We start from the raw sequence: 16,640 nt of genomic DNA, 5'->3' as shown, positions 1-16,640 counted from the left end.
CGCCGCTGCTGCCACCGCCGCTGCTGCCACCGCTGCCGACGACACCGCCCACCACCCCGCCGACGACGCCGCCGACGACGCCGCCGACGACACCGCCGACGACGCCGCCCACCACACCGCCGACGACGCCGGTGACGACACCGCCGACGACGGTGGCGCCGCCGACCACCACGGTTGTCCCGACGACGGTGGCGCCCACCACCGTCGCGCCGACGACGGTGGCTCCGACCACCGTCGCGCCGGAGCCAACTCAGGCACCGACCCAGGCACCGACCCAGCAGACGGTGGCCCCGGCGCCGACCCAGCAGCAGACGGTGGCTCCCGCACCAACGCAGCAGCAAACCGTGGCGCCGCCGGCGCCGCAGACCGTGGCTCCGGCTCCGAAGCCGCCGTCAGGCGGCGGGAGCAGCGGCGGGAGCAGCGGTGGCAGCAGCGGTGGTGGCAGCAGCGGCGGCAGCAGCGGCGGCAGCGGTGGCAGCAGCGGCGGTGGCAGCAGCGGCGGCAGCGGCGGCGGTCACTCCGGCTCGGGCCACTGATTCAGCGGGTTCCGATCAGGGTCGCGGCTTCACCTAAGGTCGGTTCCCATGGCCGACGACGCGGTGACGGTGGTACTGCCCTGTCTTAACGAGGAGGAGTCGCTACCGGCGGTGCTGGCCGCGATTCCGGCCGGCTATCGAGCGCTGGTGGTGGACAACAACTCCACCGATGACACCGCGGCCGTCGCCGCCCGCCATGGCGCGCAGGTGGTCGCCGAACCGCGGCCGGGATACGGCTCGGCGGTACACGCCGGTGTGGTGGCTGCGACCACTCCCATCGTGGCGGTGATCGACGCGGACGGCTCGATGGACGCCGGTGATCTGCCCCGGCTGGTGGCTGAACTCGAGCGCGGTGCCGACCTGGTGACCGGCCGGCGGCGCCCGGTGCCCGGGCTGCATTGGCCGTGGGTGGCGCGGGTGGGCACGGTGGTGATGAGCTGGCGGCTGCGCACCCGGCACGGCCTGCCGGTGCACGACATCGCGCCGATGCGAGTAGCGCGGCGAGAGGCCCTGCTGACGTTGGGCGTCGCAGATCGGCGGTCGGGATACCCGCTGGAACTGCTGGTGCGCGCCGCGGCCGCGGGCTGGCGGGTGGTCGAACTCGACGTCAGCTACGGGCCCCGGACCGGCGGCAAATCCAAGGTCAGCGGTTCGCTGCGGGGCAGCATCACCGCGATCGTCGACTTCTGGAAAGTAATCTCATGAATCCGCTGCCGGTCACGGTGTTGGTGGTCGCCAAGGCGCCGGAGCCCGGCCGGGCCAAGACCCGGCTGGCCGCCACTGTGGGTGACCAGGTAGCCGCCGGCATCGCCGCCGCCGCCCTGCTCGACACCCTGGATGCGGTGGCAGCCGCGCCGGTGGCCAAGCGCGTGGTGGCGCTCACCGGAGACCTCGACAGCGCCGCCGACGGTAGCCAGATCAGGCAGCGGCTCGAGTCCTTCACCGTGATCGGGCAACGCGGCGACGACTTCGCCGACCGCCTGGCCAACGCGCACGCTGACACCGCGGCCTACGGGTACCCAGTGCTGCAAATCGGCATGGACACCCCGCAGGTGAGCGCCGAGCTGCTCACCGATTGCGCACAGCGCCTGCTCGACGGGCCTTCGGCGCTGCTCGGGTTTGCCTTCGACGGCGGCTGGTGGTTGCTCGGGCTGCGCACACCGACCGTTGCCGAATGCCTGCGGGCGGTTCCGATGTCGCAGTCCGACACCGGAGAATTGACGTGGAAGGCTCTGCACCGCAACGGTATTGATGCAGTCGAGGTGCAGCGACTGGCCGACTTCGATGTCGTCGACGACGTCGCGGCGGTTCGCGACGGGTGCGTGGCGGGGAGTCGCTTCACGCGGGTAACTCGCGCGGCCGGACTCTGAGGTTCTTTGTAATCGAGTGTGCGGTCTGGGCTTTGGCTGTGCGTACAGGGCGGCGTAAGCGGCGGATCCGCGCCAGGTATGCACACCCGAAGCCGTCAGCTCACGCTCGATGCGCGCAGGGCAATTGCGCGCCCGCCCACCCCGAACGCGAACACTCCCAGCCCGACGACCACCGATTGCCATGGCAACGTGGCGACCAGGATCAGGCAACCGGCCACTCCGCAGACATCCCTGATACGGGAGCCGCGACGCTGCGCCGGCAGTGTGTACGCGGCGGCATTGGCGATCGCGTAGTAGATCAGCACTCCGAACGACGAGAAGCCGATCACCCCGCGCAGGTCCACGGTGGCCACCAGCACACAGACCACGGCCGCGACGGCTATTTCGGCATGGTGGGGTACCTGGTAGCGCGGGTGGACCGCGGCCAGCCGGGCCGGAAGGTCGCGATGGCGGGCCATGGCCAGCACCGTGCGGCCCAGACCGGCGATCAGCGCCAGCAGCGCGCCGATGCTGGCCAGCACACCACCGACCGCTACGACGGGTATCAGCCACGCCACGCCGGCGGCGCGTACCGCCTCGGTCAGTGGCGCGGCGGCATGCGCCAGCCGGTCCGGGCCCGCGGCCAACAATGCCGCCACCCCGACGACGAGATAGATGGCCACGGCGATGGCCAGCGCGAGCGTGATCGCCTTCGGGATGGTGCGCGCCGGATCACGGACCTCTTCACCCATGGTCGCGATTCGTGCATACCCGGCGAACGCGAAGAACAGCAGACCGGCTGACTGCAGCACCCCGTATACCGTGAACCCCGACCATGCTCCGGTCAGCGAATGCGACGCCCCGGAATGGGCTGTGGCCAACCCGACGAAGATTCCGGCCACCACCGCGGCCAGCGCAATCACCGTGCAGGCCACCAGTATTCGGGCCAGCATCGCGGTCTTGGTGATCCCGCGATAGTTGAGCGCCGCCAAAGCGATGACGACGGTGACGCCCAGCGCTCGCTGCGCCCACACCGGTGTCCCCGCGGCGCCGACGGTATAGGCGGCCACCGTCAGCGCCATCGCCGCACACGAGGCGGTCTTGCCGATCACGAATCCCCAGCCGGCCAGAAACCCCCACCACGGGCCGAGGCGTTCCCGGCCATAGATGTAGGTGCCACCCGAAGTGGGATACACCGCGGCCAGCTGGGCTGACGCGGTGGCATTGCAGTATGCGATCGCGGCGGCCAGTACCAATCCGATCAACAGGCCGAAACCGGCCGCGCGGGCGGCCGGACCGAACGCAGAGAACACCCCGGCGCCGATCATCGAGCCAAGCCCGATCACCACCGCATCGGTGGTACCTAGCCGACGCGCCAGCGGCGCCTGTTCTGCCATACCCGCCTACCAGTTCGTGAAGATGATGCTGTTGAGCAACAAGGCGCCGCCGGCGTTGAGGGCCAGGGCAATTCGGTGCCAGCGGGGCGGCAGCAATGCCGGGGCCGCGGTGAGCCAAATGGTGAACGGCAGCCAGATGCGTTCGGTCTCGGCCTTGCTCAGCATGCTCAGGTCGGCGCACACGATGGCGGCAACCATGGCCAGCAGCAGCAGATAGAAGCCGGACCGGCCGCGAATGGCCGCCCGGTCGAACGCCCGGCCCACACCCGCGACGCTGCCCAGTCCGATAGCGCACACCACGCACGCCAGATTCGCCCAACCCCAATACTGGAACGGGCGGTCCTTGGCTACTCCCTGCCAATATCGTTGCTGCACAAGGGTATACCCATCGAACCAGTAAAACCCGGCAACCGCGAAGGCCACCGCAACCGCCAGCGCGGCCAGCACGGCCGGGCCCAGGACCCGCAGCGCCGCTCGCCAGTCGGCCGCGGAAAGCAACACCGCTAACGCGGGCAATCCCATCAACATCAGGCCGTAGTTGACGAACACCCCCCAGCCCAGCAGCAGGCCCGCCGCGGCCGCAATCAGCGCCGGGAAGCGGCTCCGGTGCACGGCCACCGCGAGCAATGCGATGCCCCACGCCGCAACCCCCGCGTAGTATCCGTCGGCCGACACCGCGACCCAGATGGCCGTCGGCGCCACCGCCACGAACGGCGCGGCGCGCCGGGCGAGCTGCTCATCGGCCAGCGCCCGTGTGGCGATCAGCACGGCCGCCGTCGCACTGGAACCGACCAGCAGGCACCACAAACCGGCCCAGGCACCGCCATGCAGGCCCAGTCGATCCAGCCACACGAACGTCAGCAGCGCGCCCGGCGGATGCCCGGAGACATGTGTGACCCAGGAGTGGGGCTGGAAGTCGACGATGCGGCCGGCGAACGTGCGCAACGTGGCCGGGATGTCGGTGACGCCCGGGACTTCCTGCAGATACTCGTCCCTGGTGGTCAACCGGCCGGCGAAGCCGCGTTGCCAGCCGTCGATCATCGCCAGGGAAAAGGCCCAGACGCAGGCGGTGGCCCAGGTTCCCAGAGTTAGCCAGCGCCACGAAATTCGTTGTGCCACAGCAGGACCCAACACCACCGCGGACAAGCCGATCAGGAGTGCGGGCACCGTGCCCCAACCGACGTGCGCGTCCCAGTAGCCGAAGATCGGTGCGGCCCCGGCATGCCAGTCGAACCGCTCCAAGCCGATATCCGAACGCGGCTTGACGCCCAGGTTCATTCGGGGCAGGACGACCGCCGCCGTCACCAGGGCGACGCCGACGGCAAGCGCCCACAGTTCGCGGCGACCGATCTTCACGAGAGACCAGCCTATTGGCCGGGTCCGGCGAACCGGCGCACCAGCGCCGTCCGGTCGAGCTTGCCGATGCCGCGCCGCGGCAGCTCGTCGACGATATGCAGTTCGCGCGGCGCCGCGGTGAGGTCGAGGGTGCCTGCCAGGTGTGCCCGCAGCGCGTCCAGTGTCGGCGCCGGGGACCCTTCGCCGACCACCACCGCGGCGGCTACCCGCTGGCCCAGCCGGTCGTCGGGCACGCCGAAGACAGCACAGTCGCGCACCGCGGGATGGCTGCCCAGCGCCGCCTCGACGAGCTGCGGCAGCACCGTCAGGCCGCCCGTGCTGATCGCGTCGTCGGTGCGGCCCAGCACGCTCAGCACGCCCGAATCGTCAACGGCGCCAATGTCATCGGTGCAAAACCAGCCCGGTTCGGCGAACGGATTCGGGTCGACCGGGTTGCGATAGCCCTTGGCCAGGGCCGCGCCGCCCAGCACGATGCGCCCGTCGGCCGCAATGCGCAGCCGCACCCCGTCGAGTGGAACACCGTCGTAGACACAGCCTCCCGCGGTTTCGCTCATCCCGTAGGTGCGGACCACCGTGATGCCGGCCGCGGCGGCGGCGTCCAGCACCCGCCGCGGCGCCGGCCCGCCGCCGATCAGCACGGCGTCCAGCTCGGCCAGCGCGGCCGTCGCCGCAGGGTCGGTGAGCGCCTTGGCCAGCTGCGCGGCAACCAGTGACGTGTAGCGCCGCCCGGAAGCCAATTTGCTTACTGCACTGGGCAATTCGGTGATATCGAAGCCGGCGGAGACGTCCAGCTCGACCGGCGCCGAGCCGGCCAGCACGCTGCGGACCAGCACTTGCAGGCCCGCGATGTGATAGGGCGGTACGGCCAGCAGCCAGCTGCCATTCCCGCCCAGACGGTCATGCGTGGCGTGCGCACTGGCGCTCAGTGCGGCAGCGGTCAGCAACGCACCCTTGGGCGCACCCGTGGTTCCCGACGTCGTCACCACCAGGGCGACGTCGTCGTCGATGACTTCACCCACTCGCAGGGCGGGCGGCGCAGCGTGATCGGGGACCACGACCATCGCGGGGTCGCGGCCTTGCAGCACACGCTCGAGTGCGGGTAACAGTGACGAGGCGGCGGACCCGGGGGAAACGCTCAGCGCGCGCAGGACTGCTATGCGTGGTCCTCGCTGTCGCGGATGTTATCCAGCGGCCAGCCCTTGGCGGCCAACCGCTTGCGCACCCGCTCGATGTCGTCGGGCGACGGCAGATCATCGGTGAATTGAGTGATGACCACACCGATGTCGATCTGGTCGAACTCGCCGCGCTGCATCAACTCGTTGGCAACCGCCTGAACCTCGTCGTTGGTCAAGCGGCGGGCTAGCAGGGCGAGCACCGCGAACGAGTCGGTTGGCGGCACGCCTTCGGGATATCCCGCGCGCAGCCACGACACGATCGAGGTGAGAAAATTGTTCACGCGATACAACTTCCCGTCGGGGCCGTGGTCAAACCCTATGCCACGGGTACGAGACTACTTCGGTTTGGCTCCGAGGAACGCCCAACCTGTGTGATGCGCGATGAAGTCGCGGGCGATGTAGAGCACGCCGATGACGATCACCGCGAGGACCAGTGCGTAGATCAGCCAGGCGAGCGCAGTCAGAACCGGGTTGCGGTGCGGCGCGGAGCCATTGGTGGCGATGTCTCCGGCGCCGGCGGCCTGCAAGCGCACTCCTACCGCGAATAGGCCGGGCAGCGCCGCACCGGCCAGCAGGCTGAAAATCAGGATCTTCAGTGTGGCTTCGTAGTTGAACCAGTTGTTCATGACGCGTTCCCCGCGGTAACCGTGTCGTCGTCGGAGCGCAATTGGGGCGCCGGGGCCCCGATATTAGGGCCCGCGGGGGGCGGCGGTTTGAGGTCGTCGGACCCTTCGAGGCCCGCGGTCAGGTTGCCTTCCCACTCGGCGTTCACATTCTTGTGGTCGACCTTGACCTTGCGCGACCGCAGGTAGATGGCGGCCGACACCGCGACCAACAGCGAGAAGCCGACGATTGCGCCGGGGTATCCGCCGATGAGGTGCACGATCCAGTAGGTGAGCGCCCCGACCAGGCCGGCCAGCGGAAGGGTGACCAGCCACGCGGTCGCCATCCGGCCGGCCACGCCCCAGCGCACCTCACCGCCCGGCTTGCCCAGGCCGCTGCCCAGCACCGAACCGGTGCAGACCTGCGTGGTCGACAGTGCGTAGCCGAAGTGGGCCGAGAGCAGAATGACTGCGGCCGAAGACGATTCGGCCGCCATGCCCTGCGGCGGGTGAATCTCCACCAGCCCCTTGCCCAGGGTGCGAATGATCCGCCAGCCGCCCAGGTAGGTGCCCAGCGCCATCGCGATGGCGCAACTCACGATCACCCACAGCGGCGGCATGGAGGCGGTCTTGCTCACCGCGCCGTAGGACATCAGCGCCAGGAAGATCACGCCCATCGTCTTCTGTGCGTCGTTGGTTCCGTGTGCCAGTGACACCAGCGAGGCCGAGCCGATCTGGCCGCGCCGGAACCCGTTGGCGGTGCGCTTTTCCGAGACCCCGCGGGTGATCCAGTACACCAGCCAGGTGGCCGCCGCCCCGACGACTACGGCCAGCAGAGCGGCGATGATGGCCGGGATGATCACCTTGGACACCACGCCATGCCAGATCACCCCGCGGGTGCCGACGGCGGCGATGGTGGCGCCGACGATGCCGCCGATCAACGCGTGCGAGGAACTCGACGGGATCCCCAGCAGCCAGGTCAGCAAATTCCACACAATGCCGCCGACCAAGCCGGCAAACACCAGTTCCAGGGTCACCAGGTTGGCATCGATGAGCCCCTTGGCGATGGTGGCCGCGACGGCCGTCGACAGGAATGCACCGAGCAGGTTCAGCACCGCGGACAGCGCCACCGCCGCCTTGGGCGCCAGCGCGCCGCTGGCGATGGAAGTCGCCATGGCGTTGCCGGTGTCGTGGAACCCGTTAGTGAAGTCGAAAGCCAATGCTGTGATCACGACGATGATCAAGAGGAACAAATCGATGTTCACAGGCCCTGATTCTGGTAGTTGGGGCGGTGCGTTGTCGAACAGACAATCAGGCGAAATGCGGGTAAATTGCACTCGTCGCCAGATGTTACTTCGCCGTTCACCTTAGGTTCGCCCGTGTTCACTGCCGGGTGTCCTGGCGTAGCGGATGACCTCGGGGAACCTCGATAAAAATCAGTGTGACGCCGTCCGGATCGGTGACATGCATCTCATATAGACCCCACGATTCGCGGCGTGCTTCGCGGGCGATCGGCACCCCGCGGCCGCGCAACTCGGCCTGGGTGGCCTCGAGGTCGCGGACCTGTAGCCACAGCGCACCGGGAAACGGCCCCCGCGAGTGGTCGGGTTCGCCGAAGCCGGCCAGTTCGAGCAGCGACTGGCCGGCGAAAAAGACTGTGCCGGCCCCATATTCACGGGCGATGGCCAGCCCGATCTCATCTCGGTAGAAGCTCAGTGATCGTTCGTAGTCTGCCGGCCGAAGCAGCATTCGGCTGGCCAGGATCTCCATGGTGTCGTGTCTATCACGCGCAGCGGGTACGCAGGGTCGGCACGCCGGGGCCGCGCAGGTCCTTGACACGCGTCACGCCGTCCGGTCATGGCCAGCAGCAAAGACAGCAGCGCTCCCTGGCAGCCGGGTCGGGGCCGCGGTGTTTGGCCAGCTGGCCAGTGGCGAACTTGTCGAAGTTGAAGCCCGCCTTGACCGTCCAGCCGAGCGGTGAGGTCGTCGGCGAGCGCTTTGCCTCGGCGGCGACGGTGGTCCAGATGTCAGTCATCGTCGATCCGCCTTCCCATCAGGGTGTCGACCCAGCGCGGGCCGACGGTGTTCATCGCCTTCATCGCCAGCGCGATTCGCGGCGCGATCCGTACCGGCCGGGTGCGCGCGGCGGTGATCATCCACTCGCCGGCCTCGCGTGGTGTCAGCGCGGGCAGGCCCCGGTATTGCTTCGTCGGCTCGATCATCGGCGTGGCCACCAGCGGGTAGTACAGGGTGGTCGAGTGCACCCCCTTTCGGCCCCACTCGGTTTCGACGATCCGGCTCACGGCTGATAACGCGGCCTTCGAAGCGTTGTAGACGGAGAACAGCGGCGACGATTCCGAAAGCACCCCCCAGGTCGCGACGTTGATGATGTGGCCGTCGCCGCGCTGCAGCATCCCGGGCGCCAGGCCGCGGATCAGCCGCAGCGGGGCGTAGTAGTTGAGCACCATGGTCCGCTCGACGTCGTGCCAGCGCTCTAGGGATTCGGCCAGCGGGCGGCGGATGGACCGGCCGGCGTTGTTGATCAGAATGTCGATGCCGCCGATCCGCTTTTCGACGTCGGCGACGACGGCATCGATGGCGTCCATATCCGAGAGGTCGCAGGGCACCGACATGGCTACGCCGCCAGAAGTCGTGATCCGGTCCGCCAGATCGTCGAGCAGATCCTGGCGACGGGCAACGGCGACCACGGTGGCGCCCAGCCTTGCGAACTGTTCGGCCGCGGCCTCGCCGATGCCCGACGATGCACCCGTCAGCATGACGCGCTTGCCGTCCAGGTCAATCGGTTTGATCGCGGGCCGGTTGAAGAACAGCTGCGGCGCGGCGGGTGGCCGCATGCCGGCGAGGGTGATGTGTTCGGCCAGCCGGCGCAGCGGACTCTTGCTCACGTGGGGAGTCTAGGCGCGCCAGTTAGAAGTACCGCGGGAACGGGCTCCAGTCCGGCGGGCGCTTCTGCAGAAACGCATCGCGGCCCTCGACGGCCTCGTCGGTCATGTAGGCCAACCGGGTGGCCTCGCCGGCGAACAGCTGCTGACCCACCAGCCCGTCGTCGAGCAGATTGAACGCGAACTTCAGCATCCGTTGCGCCTGAGGCGATTTGGCGTTGATCTCGGCGGCCCACTGGATGCCGACCTTTTCCAGCTCGGCGTGGTCGACGACTTCGTTGACCGCACCCATGTGGTGCATCTGCTCGGCGGTATACGGACGGCCCAGGAAGAAGATCTCGCGGGCGAACTTCTGGCCGATCTGGCGCGCCAGATAGGCACTGCCGTAACCGCCGTCGAAGCTGCCGACGTCGGCGTCGGTCTGCTTGAATCGCGCGTGCTCGCGGCTGGCCAGGGTGAGGTCGCACACCACGTGCAGGCTGTGTCCGCCGCCGGCGGCCCAGCCATTGACCAGGCAGATGACCACCTTGGGCATGAACCGGATCAGCCGCTGCACCTCGAGGATGTGCAACCTGCCGGCACGTGCGATGTCAACGGTGTCCGCGGTTTCGCCGGAGGCGTATTGATAGCCGCTGCGCCCGCGGATGCGTTGGTCGCCGCCGGAGCAGAACGCCCAGCCGCCGTCTTTGGGGGACGGTCCGTTGCCGGTCAACAGCACGACGCCGACGTCGGGGGCCATCCGCGCGTGGTCGAGTACCCGGTACAGCTCGTCGACGGTATGCGGCCGAAACGCGTTGCGCACCTCGGGCCGGTCGAACGCCACCCGTACCGTGGCGTCCCGCACGTGACGGTGGTACGTGATGTCCGTCAGATCGCCGAACCCGTCGACTTCTTGCCACTGCTTGGTGTCAAAGGGGTTGTCGCTCAAGGCTGTTGGACTCCATCCTGGTCGATGGTGAGGTTGCCGCAGCTGATTGTCTGCGCCGATGTCACTGCCGGGTCCTGCGCGGAAGTTGCGGTCAGGGTATCCGACCGCCCGATGCTCGCCCGGTTTCCGTCGAGGTCGATCTCGGTGCGGCGGATCGTCCATTGGTCAGTGTTTACCGGCAGCGCTTGCAGTCCCACCAAGTGGCGGCCATCGCCCAGATCGCTGCACCCGACACCGGTGCCATTGCCGGCCCGGTTCTGCAGGTCGAACAGGAACGGCCTGCCGTAGTGGCTGTCGACGACGGTCTGCAGCCGGCACTCCGCGAACACATAGAGCTGCGCACTGCGGCCGTCGCTGACGACGACCTGGTATCCGCCGTTGTCCTGGGCATCAATTGCCAAGGCACGCAATGGGATTGGGCTTGCCGATGAGATCTCGACATCGGTGTTGGCCCCGCTTGCGGTGCTGACGCCGACGACTCGGGTCATGGCGCCGCTGGCCGCGGCGAACCTGCCGATCCACAGGGCGTCCGGCAGCCCGTCGCCGTCGACGTCCCCGATCTGGCGCTGGACGGCTCCCGGCGGCGGTGGTGATCCGCCCGGCGGGCAACCCGGTGCCGCCGATGCGGTTGGCACTGTGACGCCGACTGCCAACAGCGCCACGGCCAGCAGGAGGAGGCGCAGCATGGACTAGATCGGATCGAACCGGAAGACGGCGCAGCGCCCGGCCAGTGCCTCGAACTCGTCGGGGCGCCCCTCTTCGACGAGTCCGGATCGCTTCATGAAGCCGACGCCGGTGGGCACCTCGGTGGGGAAGGCCCGCAGTAGCGGCCGGGCTTCCTCGGCGGACATCTCCACCATCTTGACGCGCTCGGTGGAACGTCCGCGGGTCAGCGTGACTTCGCCTGCGGCCCTGACGTTTTGCACCCAGTCGGCACCCGGGAAGCCGCCGACGACATAGCGCTTGCCGGCTACCGTCATGGGCGTCACGGGCGTGGACCGCGGGGTTCCGGATTTGCGGCCCGGGACCGTCAACACCACCGGGCTTTCGCCGCCGAAACTCATACCCAGCTTCGACATCCGGATGAACACCTTGTTGGCCGGCTTGAGCCACCAGGGCGGTTTGATGCGCTCACTCATGCCAGCCACAGTAGTGCGCGCCGCCGAGCGTGAAGCTGGGCTCACGCTCGGACGCCAACGTGAGGCCAGCTTCACGTTCGGCGCCGGGTTAGCCGACGGCGCGGCCGGCGCCCTCCCAGAACCGTGCGCGCACCGCCTTCTTGTCCGGCTTGCCCAGCCCGGTCAACGGCAGCGAGTCGACCACAACCACCCGCTTGGGCGACTGCACCGAGCCCTTGCGGTCCTTGACCGCGGCCTGGATCTCGGCGGTCATTGCGGCAACGGCGGCGTCGTCGCGCGCGGCGTCGGCACGCAGCACCACCACCGCGGTGACGGCCTCGCCCCACTTCTCGTCCGGCGCGCCCACGACACACACCTGGGCAACGGCGGCGTGTTCTGCGACGACGTCCTCGACCTCGCGCGGGAACACGTTGAAACCGCCGGTGACGATCATGTCCTTGACCCGGTCGACGATGTAATAGAAGCCGTCCTCGTCCTCACGGGCCATGTCTCCGGTGTGCAGCCAGCCGTCCTTGAAGGTGTCGGCGGTGGCTTCCGGCAAGTTCCAATAGCCGCCGGCCAAAAGTGGCCCGCTGACACAGATTTCGCCGGGCTCGCCCTGCGGCACCGGCTTGCCGTCCTCACCCAGCAGGGCCACCCGCGCGAACAGCGTCGGACGCCCACACGACGTCAGCCGCTTCTCGTCGTGGTCTGCCTTGGCTAGATAGGTGATCACCATCGGCGCCTCGGACTGCCCGTAGTACTGGGCGAAAATCGGGCCGAACCGCCGGATCGCCTCGGCCAGTCGCACCGGGTTGATCGCCGAAGCGCCGTAGTAGACCGTCTCCAGCGACGAGAGGTCGCGGGTGTGTGAATCCGGGTGGTCCATCAAGGCGTACAGCATCGACGGCACCAGCATGGTTGCCGTGATGCGTTGCTCCTCAATGATTCTCAGCACCTCGGCGGGGTCGAACTTGGCCAGCACGATCATTTCGCCGCCCTTGATCAGGGTGGGGGTGAAAAACGCCGCGCCGGCGTGCGACAGCGGGGTGCACATCAGGAACCGCGGGTTGGCCGGCCATTCCCATTCGGCGAGCTGGATCGAGGTCATGGTCGAAATCGACTGGGCGGTACCCATGACGCCCTTGGGCTTGCCGGTAGTGCCGCCGGTGTAGGTCAACCCGATCACCTGGCTAGGCGGCAGATCGGCGGCCACCAGCGGCTGCGGCTGATATTTGGCCGCCTCGGCGGACAGATCGATAGCCACATCTTTCAAGGCGTCCGGCACCGGCCCGATGGTCAGGATCTGCTTGAGCGAGTCCACCTTTTCCAGCAGCCCGAGCGCGCGTTCGACGAACATCGGGTTGGGGTCGATGATCAGCGAGCTGATGCCGGCGTCGGACAGCACGTAAGCGTGGTCGTCCAGCGAGCCCAGCGGGTGCAGCGCGGTGCGCCGATAGCCCCGCGCCTGGCCGGCGCCGATGATCATCAGCACCTCGGGACGGTTGAGTGACAGCAGGCCGACCGCCACGCCGGTGCCGGCGCCCAGCGCCTCGAAGGCCTGGATGTATTGGCTGATCCGCTCGGCAAGCTGACCGCCGGTCAGGGTGGTGTCGCCGAGGAACAGCACCGGCTTGTTCTTGTGGCGCTTGAGCGCGCCCACCAGCAGGTGTCCGTTGTGGGTTGGGTTGCGCAGCAGCTCGTCACTCATTTGCCCAGACTAGAACGTGTTGCAGTTTGCGTCAGCAACCCCCTTGACCACCGCAACGATCTGAGCCTGACTTGTGGCGACCCGCTTCGTCCGGCTCCGCCGCCCTCGCGATCGCCACTGAGCCTGACTTGTGGCGACCCGCTTCGTCCGGCTCCGCCGCCCTCGCGATCGCCACTAGGATGCCTGCCCATGGCTAATGCTGAGCTCGTCATCACCGGAACCGTCCTGACAGTCGATGACGCGCGGCCTACGGCCGAGGCGATCGCGATCGCCGACGGCCGGATCATCGCCGTCGGCGACCGCTCCGACGTCGCAGCGCACGTCGGCCCCGGCACCCGGACCATCGACCTGGGCTCGGGCTGCGTCATGCCGGGTTTCGTTGAGGCGCACGGGCATCCGCTGATGGAGGCCGTCGCGCTGTCGGACCGGATCGTCGACATCCGTCCCGTTACCGTCCGCAACCCCGACAAGGTCGTCGACATCGTCCGTCGGGAGGCCGCCCGCCGCGGGCCGGCCGGTGCCTATCTCAATGGGTGGGACGCGCTGCTGCAGTCCGGGCTGCCCGAGCCGACGCTGGCCTGGCTCGACGACATCGCGCCCGACGGGCCATTGGTGATCATCCACAACTCCGGGCACAAGGCCTACTTCAACAGCCATGCCGCCCGGCTCAACGGGCTGACCAGGGACACTCCCGATCCCAAGGGCGCCACTTACGGCCGGGACGCCGACGGGGAACTCGACGGCACCGCCGAGGAGATCGGCGCGGTGTTTCCGCTGTTGGCGGCCGCCATCGTGCCCAGCGACTACCCGGGGATGCTGCGCGAGGAGTGCGCCAGGCTCAACCGTGCCGGGCTGACGACCTGTTCGGAGATGGCTTTCGATCCCGCGTTCCGTCCCATCGTGGACCAGTTGCGCGAGGAGCTCACGGTTCGGCTGCGCACCTACGAGATCTCCAATGCGCAGATGTCCAGCGACGCCACCCCCGGCCAGGGCGATGACATGCTGCGCCAGGTCGGCATCAAGATCTGGGTGGACGGCTCGCCATGGATCGGCAATATCGCGCTGTCGTTTCCATACCTGGACACCGCGGCCACCCGCGCCGCCGGTATCACGCCCGGCTCCTGCGGCTGCGCCAACTACACCCGCGAACAGCTCACCGAAATCGTGGACGCCTACTTTCCGCTGGGCTGGCCGATCGCCTGTCACGTGCAGGGCGACGCCGGAGTCGACACCATCCTCGACGTGTACGAGCAAGCGCTGCAAGACAATCCACGCGACGACCACCGGCTACGGCTCGAACACGTCGGTGCGATTCGGCCCGACCAACTCAAGCGTGCCGTCGAACTCGGCGTCACCTGCAGCATTTTCGTCGACCAGATCCACTACTGGGGTGATGTGATCGTCGACGGGCTATTCGGCGAGGAGCGTGGGTCGCGCTGGATGCCGGCCGGGTCCGCGGTGGCCGCCGGTATGCGGATCTCGCTGCACAACGATCCGCCGGTCACCCCTGAAGAGCCGCTGCGCAATATCAGTGTGGCCGCGACGCGTATGGCCCCGAGCGGGCGCGTGCTCGCGCCGGAAGAGCGCTTGACCGTCGAACAGGCCATTCGCGCGCAGACCATCGATGCGGCCTGGCAGTTGTTCGCCGACGACGTGGTCGGCTCGCTGGAAGTCGGCAAGTACGCGGACCTGGTGGTGCTGTCGGCCGATCCGCGGGTGGTAGCGCCCGAAGAGATCGCCGATCTCGAGATTCGCGCGACGTTTCTGGCGGGGCGCCAGGTCTACCGGCAATGACCCGGCCCGCGCTGGCCGACCTACTGGACCGGCTGCACGTCGTGGCCCTGCCGATGCAGGTGCGCTTCCGCGGCATCACCACCCGCGAAGTCGCGTTGATCCAAGGCCCGGCCGGCTGGGGCGAGTTTGGCGCGTTCGTGGAGTACGAGCCGCCGGAGGCCGCGCACTGGCTTGCCTCCGGTATCGAGGCCGCCTACGTCCCGCCACCGCCGTTGCGGCGCGACCGCATCCCGGTCAACGCCACCGTGCCTGCGGTGAGCGCCGCTCAAGTCCCCGAGGTGCTGGCCCGGTTTCCCGGGGCCGGCACCGCCAAGGTGAAAGTTGCCGAACCGGGGCAGACTCTGGCCGACGACGTCGCCCGCGTCAACGCCGTCCGCGAACATGTGGAGACCCTGCGGGTGGACGCCAATGGCGGCTGGAACCTGGACGAGGCGGTGCAGGCTGCCGTCGCTTTGACCGCCGACGGCGTACTCGAGTACCTCGAACAGCCGTGTGCCACCGTCGACGAACTCGCCGAACTGCGGCGGCGGATCGAGGTGCCGATCGCCGCCGACGAAAGCATCCGCAAGGCGCACGACCCGTTGGCCGTCGTGCGCGCCGGGGCCGCCGATATCGCGGTGCTGAAAGTCGCACCGCTGGGCGGGGTTCGCGCGCTGCTGGACATCGCGGCGCAGATCGACATCCCAGTCGTGATCTCCAGTGCGCTCGACTCGGCGGTCGGCATCAGCGCCGGGCTCGTCGCCGCCGCGGCCCTCCCGCAACTCAACCACGCCTGCGGCCTGGGCACCGGCCGGCTGTTCGTCGAAGATGTCGCCCCGGTCGTCGTGCCCGTAGACGGCAGCCTGCCGGCCGGGCCGGTGGCACCCGATCTGGCACGATTGCAGACGCTGGCCGCGCCGCCGGACCGCCGGCAGTGGTGGATCGATCGGGTCAGGGCGTGCTATCGGCTGCTGTAGCGTCTCTCGGGTGATCAACCTGGCTTACGAAGACCGCGGCACCGGGGACCCAGTGCTCTTCATCTCGGGCCATGGCGGCCCTGGACGCACCTGGCATCCACATCAACTCCCGGCGTTCCTGGCGGCCGGCTACCGCGTCATCACCTTCGACAACCGCGGCATCGGCGCAACCGAAAACGCCGAAGGCTTCACCACCCAAACCATGGTCAACGACACCGCGGCGATCATCGAATCACTGGGCATCGCCCCCGTGCGCATCGTCGGGGTCTCGATGGGTTCGTACATCGCGCAGGAACTCATGGTGGTGCGTCCGGAGTTGGTCCACTCCGCCGTGCTGATGGCCACCCGCGGCCGGCTGGACCGCAGCCGCCAGTTCTTCCGCAAGGCCGAGGAAGACCTCTATGCCGCCGGTCTCTCGCTGCCCGACTCGTTCGACGCGAAAGTTCGCATGATGGAGAACTTTTCACCCAAGACGTTGAACGATGACAACGCCGCCGCGGACTGGATCGCGATGTTCACCATGTGGCCGACCAAATACACCCCGGGCTTTTATGCCCAGCTGGAAGTGTCGCCGACCACCAACCGGCTGGCGGCTTACCGCAACATCGCCGCACCGGTGCTGGTAATCGGCTTCGCTGACGACATGGTGACCCCGCCCTATTTGGGACGTGAGGTCGCCGACGCCCTGCCCAACGGGCGCTACCTGCAGATACCCGACGCCGGCCACCTCGGCTTCTTCGAGCGGCCGGAGCCGGTCAACGCCGCCATGCTGAAGTTCTTCAGCCTCGCCAATACGCAGTGATCGGGCGCTGTGC

The 16,640-nt window shown here is 68.3% G+C and carries 18 protein-coding genes and 1 pseudogene; 6 read left to right on the top strand and 13 right to left on the bottom strand.

What is annotated here, in order from left to right; genetic code table 11:
* The 3 genes and pseudogenes from BST12_RS34970 to BST12_RS23650 all read left to right on the top strand — a co-directional run.
* A pseudogene (locus BST12_RS34970) lies at window positions 1-443 on the top strand (hypothetical protein); the annotation flags it as partial.
* A gap of 141 nt (window positions 444-584) precedes the next feature.
* Window positions 585-1,241, top strand: coding sequence for a glycosyltransferase family 2 protein (locus BST12_RS23655; RefSeq protein ID WP_083115686.1), 657 nt, complete (start codon window positions 585-587; stop codon window positions 1,239-1,241).
* Complete coding sequence (locus BST12_RS23650) at window positions 1,238-1,906, top strand: TIGR04282 family arsenosugar biosynthesis glycosyltransferase (protein ID WP_083115685.1); 669 nt, start codon at window positions 1,238-1,240, stop codon at window positions 1,904-1,906. The genes BST12_RS23655 and BST12_RS23650 overlap by 4 nt, the downstream gene beginning before the upstream one ends.
* A gap of 95 nt (window positions 1,907-2,001) precedes the next feature.
* Here the strand turns inward: BST12_RS23650 and BST12_RS23645 are convergent, their stop codons facing one another.
* The 13 genes from BST12_RS23645 to fadD8 all read right to left on the bottom strand — a co-directional run bounded on the left by BST12_RS23645 (window position 2,002) and on the right by fadD8 (window position 13,075).
* Window positions 2,002-3,282, bottom strand: coding sequence for an APC family permease (locus BST12_RS23645; RefSeq protein WP_083115684.1), 1,281 nt, complete (start codon window positions 3,280-3,282; stop codon window positions 2,002-2,004).
* A 6-nt stretch (window positions 3,283-3,288) separates the two neighbouring features.
* On the bottom strand, window positions 3,289-4,638 hold the full coding sequence (locus BST12_RS23640; protein ID WP_083115683.1) for a hypothetical protein: 1,350 nt from the start codon (window positions 4,636-4,638) through the stop codon (window positions 3,289-3,291).
* 11 nt (window positions 4,639-4,649) lie between these two features.
* Window positions 4,650-5,723 carry an o-succinylbenzoate--CoA ligase gene (gene menE, locus BST12_RS23635; RefSeq protein WP_245850522.1) on the bottom strand — a complete coding sequence of 358 codons (1,074 nt, stop codon included), beginning with the start codon at window positions 5,721-5,723 and terminating at the stop codon, window positions 4,650-4,652.
* 68 nt (window positions 5,724-5,791) lie between these two features.
* A complete protein-coding gene (locus BST12_RS23630; protein ID WP_083115681.1) occupies window positions 5,792-6,094 on the bottom strand; it encodes a DUF3349 domain-containing protein in 303 nt (100 codons plus the stop codon).
* A gap of 54 nt (window positions 6,095-6,148) precedes the next feature.
* Complete coding sequence (locus tag BST12_RS23625) at window positions 6,149-6,439, bottom strand: hypothetical protein (protein WP_083115680.1); 291 nt, start codon at window positions 6,437-6,439, stop codon at window positions 6,149-6,151.
* Entirely contained in the window at window positions 6,436-7,680 is a 1,245-nt protein-coding gene (locus tag BST12_RS23620; protein WP_083115679.1) for an inorganic phosphate transporter, read from the bottom strand. Before BST12_RS23620 ends, BST12_RS23625 begins: the two co-directional genes overlap by 4 nt.
* Before the next feature lie 118 nt (window positions 7,681-7,798).
* Window positions 7,799-8,185 carry a VOC family protein gene (locus tag BST12_RS23615; protein WP_083115678.1) on the bottom strand — a complete coding sequence of 129 codons (387 nt, stop codon included), beginning with the start codon at window positions 8,183-8,185 and terminating at the stop codon, window positions 7,799-7,801.
* An 85-nt stretch (window positions 8,186-8,270) separates the two neighbouring features.
* On the bottom strand, window positions 8,271-8,450 hold the full coding sequence (locus BST12_RS23610) for a hypothetical protein (RefSeq protein ID WP_083115677.1): 180 nt from the start codon (window positions 8,448-8,450) through the stop codon (window positions 8,271-8,273).
* Window positions 8,443-9,321, bottom strand: a complete 879-nt coding sequence (locus tag BST12_RS23605; RefSeq protein WP_083115676.1) for an SDR family oxidoreductase — start codon at window positions 9,319-9,321, stop codon at window positions 8,443-8,445. The genes BST12_RS23610 and BST12_RS23605 overlap by 8 nt, the downstream gene beginning before the upstream one ends.
* 22 nt (window positions 9,322-9,343) lie before the next feature.
* On the bottom strand, window positions 9,344-10,246 hold the full coding sequence (locus BST12_RS23600; RefSeq protein WP_083115675.1) for a 1,4-dihydroxy-2-naphthoyl-CoA synthase: 903 nt from the start codon (window positions 10,244-10,246) through the stop codon (window positions 9,344-9,346).
* Window positions 10,243-10,932, bottom strand: a complete 690-nt coding sequence (locus tag BST12_RS23595; RefSeq protein ID WP_083115674.1) for a hypothetical protein — start codon at window positions 10,930-10,932, stop codon at window positions 10,243-10,245. Before BST12_RS23595 ends, BST12_RS23600 begins: the two co-directional genes overlap by 4 nt.
* Before the next feature lie 3 nt (window positions 10,933-10,935).
* The gene (locus tag BST12_RS23590; protein ID WP_083115673.1) at window positions 10,936-11,385 is read right to left on the bottom strand and encodes a nitroreductase family deazaflavin-dependent oxidoreductase; all 450 of its coding nucleotides are present in this window, start codon (window positions 11,383-11,385) and stop codon (window positions 10,936-10,938) included.
* Window positions 11,386-11,473: 88 nt separating this feature from the next.
* A complete protein-coding gene (fadD8, locus tag BST12_RS23585) occupies window positions 11,474-13,075 on the bottom strand; it encodes a fatty-acid--CoA ligase FadD8 (protein WP_083115672.1) in 1,602 nt (533 codons plus the stop codon).
* A 189-nt stretch (window positions 13,076-13,264) separates the two neighbouring features.
* On the opposite strand from fadD8, the gene BST12_RS23575 reads away from it, so the two are divergent.
* Genes BST12_RS23575 through BST12_RS23565 form a run of 3 tightly spaced genes read left to right on the top strand, consistent with a single transcriptional unit; the run spans window position 13,265 to window position 16,627 of the window.
* Window positions 13,265-14,869 (top strand): amidohydrolase, encoded by a 1,605-nt coding sequence (locus tag BST12_RS23575; protein WP_083115670.1) that lies wholly within the window; start codon window positions 13,265-13,267, stop codon window positions 14,867-14,869.
* Window positions 14,866-15,825, top strand: coding sequence for an o-succinylbenzoate synthase (locus tag BST12_RS23570; protein WP_083115669.1), 960 nt, complete (start codon window positions 14,866-14,868; stop codon window positions 15,823-15,825). Before BST12_RS23575 ends, BST12_RS23570 begins: the two co-directional genes overlap by 4 nt.
* 10 nt (window positions 15,826-15,835) lie before the next feature.
* Window positions 15,836-16,627, top strand: a complete 792-nt coding sequence (locus tag BST12_RS23565) for an alpha/beta fold hydrolase (protein ID WP_083115668.1) — start codon at window positions 15,836-15,838, stop codon at window positions 16,625-16,627.
* Window positions 16,628-16,640: the final 13 nt, after the last annotated feature.

The organism is Mycobacterium angelicum (assembly GCF_002086155.1).
GTDB classification, from domain to species: domain Bacteria; phylum Actinomycetota; class Actinomycetes; order Mycobacteriales; family Mycobacteriaceae; genus Mycobacterium; species Mycobacterium angelicum.
Note: the sequence above shows the minus strand (reverse complement) of the source record. Positions and strands in the feature narration are given on the sequence as shown.